The sequence below is a fragment of the Spongiactinospora gelatinilytica genome (assembly GCF_003236385.1).
Lineage (GTDB): Bacteria > Actinomycetota > Actinomycetes > Streptosporangiales > Streptosporangiaceae > Spongiactinospora > Spongiactinospora gelatinilytica.
In genome coordinates this window covers 1-13,844 of record NZ_POUA01000197.1, presented here as the reverse complement: position 1 = coordinate 13,844, position 13,844 = coordinate 1, and the positions used below count along the sequence as shown (strand labels likewise).

Sequence of the window (13,844 nt, the reverse complement as noted above, 5' to 3'; positions counted from 1 at the left end):
GTGATCGACAGTGGGGTGGACGGGGACATTCCGGAGTTGCGCGGCAGGGTCATCGACGGGCCTGATGTGAGCGGCCCGGCCACGCCGGGGGAGCGGCCCGAGCCCGGCATGCACGGTACGGCGATGGCATCGCTGATCGCGGGCTCGGGCGATACCGGAGGCATCGTGGGGGTCGCGCCGCAGGCGCGGGTGTTGTCGCTGCCGTTGCTGCCCGACCAGCCCGTCGAGGACGGCGTCGCCGCCCCGGACGCGAGCCGGGAGTTCGGTGACGACAGCCCGCTGGCCCGCGCCATCCGGTACGCCGCCAACCACGGGGCCGACGTCATCAGCATGTCGATCGGCGCGTACGGCGCGCACCCGGCCGAGCGCCAGGCCATCTCCTACGCGCTCGGCAAGGGCGTGGTGCTGGTCGCCGCGGTCGGCAACGACGGGGCGCTGGACGTCAGCCGGCGCGACGACACCTCGTTCTGGAGCTTCCCGGCCGGTTACACCGGCGTCGTCGGAGTCGGCGCGGTGAACGCCGAACTCCTGCCCGCCCCCTTCAGCAGTGACAACCTGTCGGTGCTCGTGTCGGCCCCCGGCGTGGACGTACCGGTGGCGGTGCCCGGCGGCGGCCACCAGTCGGCCGAGGGCACGAGCGCGGCGGCGGCCCTGGTGGCCGGGGTGGCCGCGCTGGTCAAGGCCGAGCACCCGGACCTGCCGCCGGCCATGGTGGCCCGCGCGCTGTCCGGTGGGGTACGCGCGGCCCCCACCACCGGATATGACGACAAAGTGGGATTCGGGGTAGTGGACGCCGCCGCCGCCCTCGTCCAGGCCGACCGCCTCGCCACGCTCGGCCGTACCGCCCGGACGCCCCCCGACCGGCACTTCGGGCAGGGGCCGCTGTCGGCCGCGCCGACCCCGCCGGGCCCCGACCCGGTGCGGCTGTGGGTGTTCGTCGGGGCGGTGCTGGTGGGCCTGGTCATCTTCGGCGCGGCGGTGATGGTGCTGACCCGCAAGGCGGAGGAGAAGTCCGCCCGGGAGCGCTCCGGTCCCGCGTGACGGAAATGATCACATGGTGGCTTCGATTCGAGCGCTGTTCGGATACTGAATGCGAACACTTTCATCGCAGTCGTAGTTTCACTGGACATTTCCGACACTCACTCGCACACGGGTCCGCTACTGTCGCGGCCCATGGGGTACGAGTTGCGTGTGGAGCGGGAAAAGCCGCTCGCCTACGCCGAACTCACCGCCGCGCTCACTCCGGCCGGATACGCGCTGCGCGGTTCGGAGGAGGCGGGCCAAGTGATCGCGCGGCACGGCGACGCCGAGCACGTGATCGCCGAGTGGCGCGACCGCCTGTGGGGCGAGCCGCTGTCGGACTGGCAGGTGGCCCAGCTCGCGAAGCTGGCCGACGCGCTCGCGGCGCGGCTGGTGGGAGAGGACGGCGAGGTCTACGCGATCCGCGACGGCATGGTGGAACAGGTGAACGGCGGGGTCAGCTACGCCTTCGGCAAGCTCGCGGACATCCTCTCCGCCGGTCCCGCACAATGGAGCGAATGAACACCGACCCGACACCTTTCGCCGAGCGCGTCCTCGATGTCGTCGAACGCATCCCCTCCGGCATGGTGATGTCCTACGGCGACATCGCCGAATACCTCGCCGAGGGCGGCCCCCGCCAGGTGGGCCGGGTCATGTCCCTGTGGGGCGGCGGAGTGCCCTGGTGGCGCGTGGTACACGCGGACGGCACCCCGGTGCCCGGCCACGAACGCCAGTGCATCACCCGCTGGCACGCCGAACGCACCCCCATGCGCGGCGAGCGGGCCGACATGCGCCGCGCCCGCTGGGACGGCGACGACGGCTGACCGGGCGCCGCCCCCTTCCCAGGAGACGCTCAGCAAACCGGACGCGACCCGAGCGGGCCGGGCCTACTACCATTGCCAGGGACAGTGATGGCCACCCGTCCGGAAGGCGGTGCCCCACTCCATGGCCACCGGCGCGACCCCTGAGCGGCCGAGCGGCGACCTCGGTGACCGTCTGCGAGCGGTGCATGATCTCTGTGACCGTGGTGAGCCCCTCGACGCGGTCATGGCCGCCGTCCGGGCCACCGGGCTACCGGCCGCGGGCCGGCGCGAACTCGACGCCGACGTGCTGGCCGGCCCGCTGGGCGCGCGGATCGACACCGCGATCAGACGGGGCCCGGCCCGCCGCCGCGAGATGATCGCCCTGCTCGCTCCCTACCTGAGCGGCGTCGATCCCGGGGTCAAACGCGACCTGCCGGTCGCCAGGCGGCTGGTGGTCCATCTGATCGAGACCCGCGACCGCGAGGAGCTGGCCGAGGGCGACGCGCTGGCCAAGGTCGTGGCGGCGGCGGCCGAGCCGTACCGGCGGGTCCGCAAGGGCCTGCGCTGGTACGCCGACCTGCCGCTGCGCGGCGAGCTGCCCGACGAGCTGTACCGGCTGCGCCAGGCCGACCTGGTGCCGATCACTCAGATCGACGACATCTCCTGGACCGACGGCAGGCTGCGCGTCACCGGGCACGCCTACCTGGCCGGGCTGTCGGTGCGCGGGCGCAGGTTCAACCGTGCCACGGTGGTGCTGCGCGGGCCGCGCTGGCAGCCCCCGGTTCGGCTGCGCACCAAGCGCGTCTTCCGCCCCGAGGCCACCTACGGCGCGCAGGAGCTGGGCTGTAACTACGACTGGTCCGGGTTCACCGCCGAGTTGCGGCCCTTCGCGCTGCGCTGGCGCTCGTGGCTGCGCAACGCGGCCCGGGGCGGCAGGCGGCTGCTGCGCCGCCGTCCGGCGGTCCGCGACACGACGACCTGGCGGGCCGAGATCGTGATCTGGAGCCGGGGCGCGCGCGCCGTCGGCGCCCTGCGCGGTCCCGCCGCCGGCCGTACCGAGCGACCGGCGGGCCTGGAGATCCGCCCGCGCTGGTGGGTGCGCCCGGTGTGGACCTCCGACCGCGCCCTCCAGGTCGTGCTCCAGCCGACCCGCGCCGAGCTGACCGGCGTACGCCACGACGGCGACGACGTCGTGCTCACCGCCTTCATGCCAGGCCGCCAGGTGAACAAGGGACACGCCCGGCTCGGCGGCCACCGCATGTCCGCCGACTTCGTCCCGGTCTCCGGCGGCACCGAGATCACCCTCACCCTGTCCACGCAGAGCCTGCTGGAGGAGAAGGACGGCAGGCGGCTGTGGGTGGAGCCGAAGGGCGACCCCGCCGCGACGGTGATGCTGGGCGGCGCGGATGAGTTCCGGTCCCTGGCGGGCGACCGCGAGATCACCGTGCTGGCCGACCGGCGCGACCGCGTGGTGATCTCCGCGCATCGGGTGCGGCCGGTCATCACGTCCGTGACCTGGGCCGGCGATGCCGCGATGGCCATCGAGGGCCACTATCCGGAGCCGGGCGGCGAGCCGCGCGAGCTGGTCCTGCGCCACCGCACCGGCCTTTCCTACCGGGTGCCCATGCGGCGCTCGGGCGACCGGTTCACCGCGCGGGTGCCCGCCGCGGCGATGCCGCGCTTCGGCGAGGCCGTCCCGCTGGCGGCCGGCACCTGGCACCTGTCGGTGGCCCACCCCTCCCGCGAGCCGGTGCCGTTCCGGGTCGATCACGGGGCGCTGGACACGCTGGACGAGTCGCAGCACGTCCATGACGGCCGCCGCTACCAGCTGGTCTCGACCCGCTTCGACGTGCCGGTGGTGGTCGCCGCCGAGGAGAAGCCCGACGACGAGAAGGGCATGGCGGGCGTCTACGCGCTGGAGCGCCACTTCTACCCGGCGCAGCGCCGCGAGCCGCTGACCGACGCCACGGTTTACGTGGCCTACGAGGGCAGACAGTACGAGGGAAACGTCCGCGCGGTCTATGAGGAGCGGCTGCGCAGGGGCGATGACGGCGAGCACATCTGGGTGGTCAAGGACGGCGCGTTCGTCCCGCCGGGGCCCGGCGAGCTGGGGCTCGGCCGGGGGCGGCGGCCCAATGTGGTCCGGGCGGGCAGCAGGGAGCACTACGCGGCGCTGGCGAGGTCCAGGTTCGTGGTGACCAACTCCTTCCTGCCGCCGTGGTTTCGGGCCAGAGACGACCAGACGGTCGTGCAGACCTGGCACGGCACGCCGGTCAAGCGGATCGGCAACGACCTGCCGCACATGTCCCGCGACCCGCGCCCGCCGGTGTGGCACCGGCAGGCGGCCGAGGTGCGCGGGTGGGATCTGCTGCTCTCGCAGAGCCCGTGGGCCACGCCGGTGCTGCGCAAGGCGTTCGGCTACCAGGGCGAGGTCCTTGAGGCCGGATACCCGCGCAACGACGTGCTGACCACGCCCGACCACGCTGAGCTGGCCGCCAACGTGCGGCGCAGGCTGGGCCTGGCCGAGGGGTCCAAGGTGGTGCTGTACGCGCCGACCTACCGTGAGTACGACCGGAAGAACGCCAACCTCCGGCTCAACCTCGTCCAGGCCAGGACGATCCTGGGCACCGAGCACGAGCTGCTGGTCCGGGCGCATTCGATGCAGGCCGCGCCGGTCGTCCCGGACGACGGCTTCACCCACGACGTCACGACATATCCAGACATCACGGAGCTGTTACTCGTCGCCGACGTGCTGATCACCGACTACTCCTCCGTGATGTTCGACTTCGCGGCCACCGGCCGCCCGATGATCTTCTTCGCCTACGACCTCGACAAGTTCCGGGCCAAACGCGGCACCTACCTCGACCTCGGCGAGCAGGCCCCCGGCCCGGTGCTGACCACGTCGGCCCAGGTGATCCAGGCGGTCAAGGGCATCGACGGCATCGCCGCCGAGTACGCCGACCGCTACGAGGCGTTCCGCCGCACCTACGCCCCCCGCGACGACGGCAAGGCCACCCGCCGCCTGGTCGATCACGTATTCGGCTAGGCTGCCAGGACGCCGGGGCCCGATTCTCCGCGGATGAGCGGCCGTTGGTGGTCGAATACGTCCATGCGATGGCCGAGGCCCGGAGTGGCGCTGGTGGCAAGTCTTCTGTGGGCGGGTGCGATGATCGGATGCGGCAGCGAGGTGCGGGTTCGAGGCGCGGCACTGGTACCACTGCCCGCCGAGGTCGTGGCAGGTGACAGCGGCTTCACCCTGAGCCCGGCCACGGCGATCAGCGTCCCGGCCGAGGCGGCCGGGGTCGCCGAGCACCTGGCCTTCGCCGTGCGGGAGGCCACCGGGCGGCGTCCGGAGCGCAGGTCCGGCGGCGAGATCCGCCTGGCCCTTGCGGCCGGCACCGGCGCGGAGGGCTATGAGCTGACCGTGGACGACGACGGCATCGTCATCCGCGCCCAAACCGAGGCCGGGCTCTTCTACGGCGTGCAGACCCTGCGTCAACTGCTGCCCCAGCGGGCCGATGGGGAGCCGGTGCGCGTGGCGGGGGTGCGGATCACCGACCGCCCGCGCTTCCCGTGGCGCGGCGCGATGCTCGACGTGGCCCGGCACTTCCTGCCGGTCGCCGAGGTCAAGCGGTACATCGACCTGATGGCCGCCTACAAGCTCAACGTGCTGCACCTGCACCTGACCGACGACCAGGGCTGGCGGCTGGCCATCGAAGGGTGGCCGGAGCTGACCAAGATCGGCGCGGCGAGCCAGGTCGGCGGCGGCCCGGGCGGCTTCTACACCGCCGACGACTACCGTGACCTGGTGGCATACGCCCGCGCCCGGTTCGTGGACATCGTCCCGGAGATCGACCTGCCCGGCCACACCAACGCCGCGCTGGCCTCCTACGGGGTGCTGAACTGCGACGGACGGCGGCGCGACCCCTACACCGGGATCGAGGTCGGCTTCAGCGCGCTTTGCGTGGACTCCCCGCAGACCGACAGGTTCGTGTCGGATGTCATCGCCGAGGTCGCCCGCCTGACGCCCGGCCGCTACATCCACGTCGGCGGCGACGAGGTGCGGGAGCTGAGCGCGCCTGCGTACACGCGGTTCATGGAGCGGGTACAGGAGATCGTCGGCGCGACCGGCAAACGGATGGCGGCCTGGCAGGAGGCCGGCCGGGCCCGCCTGCTGCCGGGCACGGTCGTCCAGTACTGGAAGACCGACGAGGACCCGGGCGCGGTGGCCGACGCCGTTCGGCAGGGCGCCAAGGTCGTGATGTCCCCGGCCTCGCGGGTCTACCTGGACATGAAATACGACTCCTGGACCCACGCCGGCCAGGACTGGGCGGGCATGGTCGAGGTCGCCGACTCCTACGAGTGGGACCCGGCGACGCTGATCGAGGGCGTCGGCGCGGCGGCCGTGCTCGGCGTGGAGGCCCCGCTGTGGACCGAGACCGTGGGCGGCTTCGACGACCTCACCTACCTGGCCTTTCCCCGGCTCCCCGCCGTCGCCGAGGTCGCCTGGTCCCCGCAGGGGCGCAGGTCGTTCGAGACCTTCGCCCCGCGCCTGGCCGCCCAGGCCGCGCAGTGGAAACGCTGGGGCATCAACTACCACGAATCCCCGCAGATCCCCTGGAAACGCTAGCTCGGCGTGTCGCCGCGCACCCCCTCGCGGGCGAGCCACTACCGTGACTTCTTCGACCGAAGTCGGCAAGATGGGCGCGATCTGTCCCTGGGGTCTGATGGAATTCTGAGTTGTGAGTGGTCAGACCTGGCGATTGGTACGCGGCGGAACACGGGGGCAGGCGCCGCCTCCCGTGCTGGACGACAACCAGCGTGCCGTGGTGGACCACCCCGGCGGGCCGCTGCTGGTCCTCGCCGGGCCGGGCACCGGCAAGACGACCACCATCGTGGAGACCGTCGTCCAGCGGGTCGAGCGGCGCGGGCTCGACCCCGAGCGGGTGCTGGTGCTCACCTTCAGCCGCAAGGCCGCCGGTGAGCTGCGCGACCGGATCACCGCCCGGCTGCGCCGCACGACGCGCACGCCGCTCGCGCTCACCTTCCACAGCTACGCCTACGCGCTGCTCCGCCAGAAGGCCGCCGAGCGGGGCGATGACCCGCCGCGGCTGCTCACCGGCCCCGAGCACCTGCTCGAAGTGCGCCGCCTGCTGCACGGCGAGCTGGAGGACGGCGGCGCGACCTGGCCGTCCTCGGTGCGTGAGGCGCTGAAGACCCGCGGCTTCGCCGAAGAGGTCGGCGACTTCCTGTCCCGCGCCGCCGAACGCGGGCTCGACGGCGAAGACCTGATCGAGCTGGGCCGGCTGCACGGCCGCGCCGACTGGTCGGCGGTCGGCCGGTTCGCGCTGCGCTACCAGCGCAGGTTCGACCTCGACCCGGTCCCCGCCCTCGACTACGCCGAGCTGATCAGGGCCGCCGCCGGGCTGCTCGCCCAGGGCCCGATGCGCGAGCGCGAGCGCGCCGCCTACGACCTCGTCTTCGTCGACGAGTACCAGGACACCGACCCCGCCCAGGAACACCTGCTGCGCCACCTGGCCGGCGACGGCCGCGACCTGATCGCCGTCGGCGACCCCGACCAGTCGATCTACGGCTTCCGCGGCGCGGACGTGGACGGCATCCTGCGCTTCCCCGAGCGGTTTCGCACCCGCGACGGCGCGGAGGCCCCCATCGTCGCGCTGCGCGGCTGCCGCCGGATGCCCCCCGCCATCCTGGCCGCCTCCCGCCGGGTCACCGAGCGGCTGTCGATGTCCCCGTCCCGCGACCACCGCGACCTGGTGCCGGTCCAGCTCGACGGCGAGGTGGAGGGCGAGGTGAAGGTCCTGCTGACCGACAGCGCCAGCCAGGAGGCCGCGGTGGTGGCCGACACGCTGCGCCGCGCCCACCTGCTCGACGGGGTGCCCTGGTCGCGGATGGCGGTGCTGGTCCGGTCGGCGATCCGGCAGATGCCGCTGCTGCGCCGGGCGCTGATCACCGCCGGGGTGCCGGTCATGGTGGCCAGTGACGAGCTGCCGCTGGCCGCCGAGCCGGGCGTACGCCCGCTGATCACGCTGCTGAAGGTCGCCACCCGCCCGGAGAGCCTGGACGAATCGGTCGCCGAGGAGCTGCTGACCGGCCCGATCGGCGGCACCGACATGATCGGGGTGCGCCGGCTGCGCCGCACGCTGCGGATCGCCGAGCACGCCGCCATCGCCGAACCGGCCGACCCCGGCCTGGTCGCGCGTTCCTCCGGCGAGCTGCTGGTGGCCGCCGTGACCGACCCGAGCGAGCTGGTCCGGGTCGAACCGCACGTCGCCGCGCCCGCCACCCGGGTGGCCCGGCTGGTGGTCGCCGCCCGCGACGCCGTGGCCCGCCGCGGGTCGGCCGAGGACGTCCTGTGGGAGGTGTGGCAGGCCAGCGGGCTCGGCCGCACCTGGACGGAGGCCGCCATGGCGGGCGGCCCCAGGGGCGCGCAGGCCGACCGCGACCTCGACGCCGTGGTGGCGCTGTTCGACCACGCCGCCCGGTTCGTGGACCGGCTGCCCAAGGCCGGGGTCGAGGTCTTCCTGGACGACCTGGCCTCCCAGGAGATCGCCGGCGACAGCCTGGCCGAGCACGCGCCCGAGAACGAGGCGGTGCGCATCCTGACCGCCCACCGGGCCAAGGGCCTGGAGTGGGACGTGGTGGTCGTCGCGGGCGTACAGGAGGGCATCTGGCCCGACCTGCGGCTGCGCGGCTCCATGCTGGGCATCGACACCATGGTGGAGCTGTCGCGGGGCTCCGCGCTCGACGCGACCCAGGCCGCCGCCGCGACGCTCGCCTCCAAGCTGCTGGCCGAAGAACGCCGGCTGTTCTACGTGGCCGTCACCAGGGCCAGGCGCAAGCTCGTGGTCACCGCCGTCGGCGGCGAGGACACCGACGAACGCCCCTCCCGCTTCCTGTCCGAGCTGCTGCCCGGCGCGGTCGAGGAGGCCGGGGTGGACGACCGGGCCCGCTGGCTCAGCATGCCCGCGCTGGTCGCCGACCTGCGCCAGGCCGTCTGCGACCCGACCAGGCCCGAGGCGATGCGCCGCACGGCCGCCCGCCACCTGGCCCGGCTCGCCGAGGCGGGCATCCCCGGGGCGCACCCCGACGAGTGGTACGGCCTGACCCCGATCACCGACGACCGCCCGCTCGGCTGGCCCGACGACATCGTGCGGATCTCCCCCTCGGCGGTGGAGAGCTTCAGCAAGTGCGGGCTGCGCTGGCTGCTGGAGACCGCGGTCGGGGCGTCCGGCACGAGCGCCGCCCAGGGGCTCGGCACGATCATCCACGCGCTCGCCGTGCTCGCCGCGACCGACGGGCCCGGCGAGGAGGCCCTGGGCAAACGGCTCGACGCCATCTGGACCGAACTCGACTTCGGCGGCAAGTGGTTCAACCGCAAGCAGCGCCAGGTCGCCGAGGAGATGATCCGCAGGTTCGTCCGCTGGCAGGAGGACAACGCCCGCGAGCTGGTCTCCACCGAGGAGGCGTTCACCGCCATGGTCGGCGACGGCATCGAGATCAGGGGCCGGGTCGATCGGGTCGAGCGCGACGGCGAGGGCCGCGCGGTGATCATCGACATCAAGACCGGCGGCACCAAGCCCGCCGAGGGCGACCTCGACCGCCACCCCCAGCTCGGGGTCTACCAGCTCGCCGCGCTGCTCGGCGCGTTCCGCAGGCACGGCATGATCGAGCCGGGCGGGGCCGCGCTGGTGCAGGTCGGCAAGGCCGCCGGCAAGGACGCCAGGGAGCAGCGGCAGCGCGCGCTGGCCGACGACGAGAACCCGGAGTGGGCCAAGGACATGGTGGACACCGTGGCCGCCGGCATGTCCAGCCCGTTCTTCCAGGCCACCGTCAACGACGGCTGCCGCACCTGCGCGGTGCGGTCGAGCTGCCCGGTCAGCGAGGACGGGGGTCACGTGTGCTGACCTCCGCCGACCTCGCCGCCAAACTCGGCATCCCGCCGCCGACCCCCGAGCAGGCCGAGGTCATCGAAGCACCGCTGGAGCCGATGGTGGTGATGGCGGGCGCGGGTTCGGGCAAGAGCGAGACCATGGCCGGGCGGGTCGTCTGGCTGGTCGCCAACGGCCTGGCCAAGCCCGAGCGCGTGCTCGGCCTGACCTTCACCCGCAAGGCCGCCGCCGAGCTGGCCGTACGCGTGCGCAAGCGGCTCACCGGCCTGGCCGAGGCCAAGCTGATCACCCCCGAGATGCTGGACGATGAGCCCACCGTCTCCACCTACCACTCCTACGCGGCCCGGCTGGTCACCGACCACGCGCTGCGCGAGGCCCTTGAGCCGACCATGCGGCTGGTGCCGCCCGCCGTGTCCTGGCAGATGGCCAGCCGCGCGGTCGCCCTGTACGACGGGCCGATGGAGCAGATCGAGTGGGGCCCGGCCACGGTCACCCGCGCGGTCCTGGAGCTGGCCGGGGAGATGGCCGAGCACCTGCGCGACGCCAAGGACGTCCGCGACCTCGGCACCTGGCTGGCCGGCAAGCTCGACGAGCTGCCCGGCTCGCCCACTCTCGCCCAGCGCAGGCCGCTGCTCACCCAGCGGGCCAGGGAGCAACTGCTGCCCATGGTCGCGGCGTACCAGCGGATGAAGCGCGAGCGGGAGGTCATCGACTACGGCGACCAGATGGCGCTGGCCGCCCGGATCGCGGTCAACCACCCGGAGGTCGGCGCGATCGAGCGCGACCGGTTCGGCGTGGTGCTGCTGGACGAGTACCAGGACACCAGCCACGCCCAGCTCGTGCTGCTGCGCTCGCTGTTCGGCGGCGGCCACCCGGTGACCGCGGTGGGCGACCCCTGCCAGTCCATCTACGGCTGGCGCGGCGCGTCGGCGGGCAACCTGACCCGCTTCTCCCGCGACTTCCCGACGACCGTGGGCGACGAGTCCCAGGTCAGCCGGCTGTCGGTCAGCTTCCGCAACGGTGACAAGATCCTCGACGTGGCGGCCAGGGTGCAGCTCCCGCTGCGCATCGAGGCCCGCGAGGTGCCGGTCCTGGTGCCGGGCGGCAACCGCACCGAACGCGGCCGGGTGCTCGCCGCCTTCCACGAGACCGCCGAGGACGAGGCCCGCTGGATCGCCGAGGGCGTGGCCGGGGTGCTCGGGCAGGAGTCCGCGCCCGACGGCCTGCCGTGGGGCGAAAGCGAACGCGACAAGGCCAAGCCCAGCGCCTGGGGCGGGCAGCAGTGCGTGCAGCCGGGCGACGTGGCGATCCTGGCCCGCAAGCGGTCGCAGTTCCCGGCGCTGCGCCGGGCGCTGGCCGAACGCGGCATCCCCGTCGAGGTGGTCGGGCTGGGCGGGCTGCTGGCCGTGCCCGAGGTGGCCGACATCGTGGCCATGCTGCGCGTTCTTTACGACCCCACGGCGGGCGACGCGCTGGTACGCCTGCTCGGCGGGCCGCGCTGGCGGGTCGGGCCCGCCGACCTCAAGGTGCTCGGCGACCTCGCCCGCGAGCTGAACCGCGAGACCCAGGAGTTCGCCGCCCGCGCCGATGACCCGCTCGACCAGGTGGTCGCCGAGCTGGCCGAAGAGCGCGGCAGCCTGGTCGACGCGCTGGACGAGCTGCCCGAGCGGGAGGAGTGGCAGGAGCGGTTCTCGCCGCTGGCGCGGGTGCGGCTGCCGGCGTTCGCCGCCGAGCTGCGCTCGCTGCGCGCGCGCGCCGGGCAGCCGCTGCCCGACCTGGTCGGCGAGGTCGAGCGCCGGACGGGCCTCGATGTCGAGGTGGCCGCGAGGTCCGGTACGGCGAGCGCCTTCGCCGCCCGCGCCGATCTGGACGCCTTCATCGACGCCGCGGCCCGGTTCGCCGGCGACGCCGAAGATCCCACGCTGGGGGCGTTCCTGGCCTACCTGAAGGCCGCCGACGAGGAGGAGAACGGCCTGGACGCCGGACGGGTCGGCGACAGCAACAGCGTCAAGCTGATGACCGTCCACGCCTCCAAGGGCCTGGAGTGGCCGGTGGTCGTGGTGCCCGGCATGTCGCAGTTGCACAGCAAGGGCGGCGCGCTCACCACCGGCACGATCTTCCCCGCCAAACCGGTCACCACCCCCCGCTGGACGGAGAACCCCCGCAAACTGCCCTACCCGCTGCGCGGCGACGTCGGCGACCTGCCCAGGCTGGCCGGGCTGCACAAGGACGACCTGACCGCCTTCGACGAGGCGTGCCGCGACCGCGACCTGATGGAGGAACGCCGGCTCGCCTACGTGGCCGTCACCCGTGCCCACTACCTGCTGATCGCCTCGGGATACCGGTGGGGCACCGGGTCAAAGCCGCTCCAGCCGTCCGATTTCCTGCTGGAGATCCGCGACACCTGCGGCCGGGTGGCCCGCTGGGCGGCCGATGTGGAGGAGGGCGCGGAAAACCCGCTGCTGGCCGAGCCCGCCGAGGCCGTGTGGCCGGTCACCCCCGACGGGGTGCGGTACGTCGCGATGCTGGACGGGGCGAGCCATGTCGAGGCCGCGCTGTCCGGGCCGCCCGAGGAGATCTCCGCCGACGGGGTGCGTGAGCGCGACCGCGACCGGATGCGGGCCTGGGAGCGCGACACGGAGTTGCTGATGCTGGAGCGCGAACGGCTGCGCCGCCGCCCGCCGAGCACGGTCGAGCTGCCCGAGCGCCTGACCGTCTCCTCCCTGGTCACCCTGGCCGAAGACCCGAAGGAGCTGGCCCGCCGCATCCGCCGCCCGATGCCGGTCCGGCCCGCGCCGCTGGCCCGCCGGGGCACCGCCTTCCACCACTGGCTGGAGACCCGCTGGGGACAGGAGGCGCTGGTGGAGGAGCTGGACCTCCCGGGCGCGGCCGACGACCCGGCCGAGGCCGATCTGGCGCTGGCCGAGCTGCGCGAGCGCTTCGAGCAGAGCGAGTGGGCCACCCGCCGACCGCTGGACTTCGAGGTGCCGTTCGAGACCATGATCGCCGACCGGCTGGTCCGCGGCCGGATGGACGCCGTCTTCCGCACCCCTGACGGCGGCTACGAGGTCGTGGACTGGAAGACCGGCGAACGCCCCCACGGCAAGGCCGCCCACGCCGCCGCCGTCCAGCTCGCCGCCTACCGCCTGGCCTGGTCCGAGCTTTCAGGCGCGCCCCTCGCCCAGGTCAGCGCCGCCTTCCACTACGTCCGGGCGAACGAGACCGTCCGCCCGGTGAACCTCCTCGACACCGCCGCCCTCACCGCCCTCATCGAGAGCGTTCCCCTTCTCTCCGGCTGACCCGAACAACACCCCGGTGTCGATCGTGATCTCAAAGGGCGAGGGCAGCGCGAGCGGCTTCCCGGCCTCGACGGCGGTGACCTTCTCGTAGTAGCCGTTGCCGGGTTCGCTCATCAGGGTCAGGCTGGGCGGTTCGGTCAAGGGGTCGAGGATGAGATAGAGCGGGATGCCGGCACGGGCGTATTCGAGGGGCTTGTCCCGGTAGTCCACATCACGCGTGCCGGGTGAGCAGACTTCTGCGGCCAGCAGGCATGTGGCTCCATCGACCTGCGCCTCGCCGAATTCGTCGTCGGAGGGCATGACCAGCAGGTCAGGCAGCCGCATGTCACCTCGCTCCGGCGGAATCCGCACGCCGACGGTCTGGTGAAGCTCCCACTCGTGCCGAAGCACGAGCGGGAAGAGCGCCTTGGTGAGCCTGAGCACCACCCGGGAGTGGAGCCTCGTGGTCATTGGGCTCACGACGACGCTCCCGCGCACGATCTCCGCCTTGTAGCCGAGGTCGTTGAGCTCCTGGCACAGGGTGTCGATCGGCGCGACCTGTGGAGGGTGGTCACGAGAGGGTGCCATGAGCATGACGGTTCCACCTTTCGGGCTCCTTGACCACGCAACGATAACGAATCTTTACCGGCTCGTCACGTAACGTAGTGGAACTCCGGCCTCTGGTGCATCAGAAAGTCGTAATGGGAGATGTTCCATGCGTACGCCCCCGCCATCGCGAAGGCCACCACGTCACCGGGGACCAGGGCGGCAGGGACATCACGGGCGAAAACGTCCTTCGGGGTGCAGAGGCGGCCGACGATGGTGGTGGG

At 73.0% G+C, this 13,844-nt stretch carries 8 protein-coding genes and 1 pseudogene; 7 read left to right on the top strand and 2 right to left on the bottom strand.

From position 1 onward, the window contains the following. The 7 genes from C1I98_RS23085 to C1I98_RS23055 all read left to right on the top strand — a co-directional run. The coding region (locus C1I98_RS23085) for a S8 family serine peptidase (protein ID WP_146607578.1) at positions 1–1,041 on the top strand (1,041 nt) is incomplete at its 5' end. A 132-nt stretch (positions 1,042–1,173) separates the two neighbouring features. Continuing rightward, positions 1,174–1,542: a hypothetical protein gene (locus C1I98_RS23080; RefSeq protein WP_111169521.1), complete on the top strand. Its 369-nt coding sequence runs from the start codon at positions 1,174–1,176 to the stop codon at positions 1,540–1,542. Continuing rightward, positions 1,530–1,844 carry an MGMT family protein gene (locus tag C1I98_RS23075; RefSeq protein ID WP_111169520.1) on the top strand — a complete coding sequence of 105 codons (315 nt, stop codon included), beginning with the start codon at positions 1,530–1,532 and terminating at the stop codon, positions 1,842–1,844. Before C1I98_RS23080 ends, C1I98_RS23075 begins: the two co-directional genes overlap by 13 nt. 121 nt (positions 1,845–1,965) lie before the next feature. Then, positions 1,966–4,869 carry a CDP-glycerol glycerophosphotransferase family protein gene (locus C1I98_RS23070; protein ID WP_233508098.1) on the top strand — a complete coding sequence of 968 codons (2,904 nt, stop codon included), beginning with the start codon at positions 1,966–1,968 and terminating at the stop codon, positions 4,867–4,869. Between the two features lie 93 nt (positions 4,870–4,962). Next, positions 4,963–6,453, top strand: a complete 1,491-nt coding sequence (locus C1I98_RS23065) for a beta-N-acetylhexosaminidase (RefSeq protein ID WP_199537145.1) — start codon at positions 4,963–4,965, stop codon at positions 6,451–6,453. Between the two features lie 172 nt (positions 6,454–6,625). After that, positions 6,626–9,751 carry an ATP-dependent helicase gene (locus tag C1I98_RS23060; protein WP_111169518.1) on the top strand — a complete coding sequence of 1,042 codons (3,126 nt, stop codon included), beginning with the start codon at positions 6,626–6,628 and terminating at the stop codon, positions 9,749–9,751. After that, positions 9,745–13,035 carry an ATP-dependent helicase gene (locus C1I98_RS23055; RefSeq protein WP_111169517.1) on the top strand — a complete coding sequence of 1,097 codons (3,291 nt, stop codon included), beginning with the start codon at positions 9,745–9,747 and terminating at the stop codon, positions 13,033–13,035. The genes C1I98_RS23060 and C1I98_RS23055 overlap by 7 nt, the downstream gene beginning before the upstream one ends. Before the next feature lie 39 nt (positions 13,036–13,074). On the opposite strand, the pseudogene C1I98_RS44195 reads toward C1I98_RS23055, so the two are convergent. After that, positions 13,075–13,602: pseudogene (locus C1I98_RS44195) on the bottom strand (Uma2 family endonuclease); the annotation flags it as partial. Positions 13,603–13,667: 65 nt separating this feature from the next. Then, positions 13,668–13,835: a hypothetical protein gene (locus C1I98_RS23045; RefSeq protein ID WP_306461905.1), complete on the bottom strand. Its 168-nt coding sequence runs from the start codon at positions 13,833–13,835 to the stop codon at positions 13,668–13,670. Positions 13,836–13,844 lie beyond the last annotated feature (9 nt).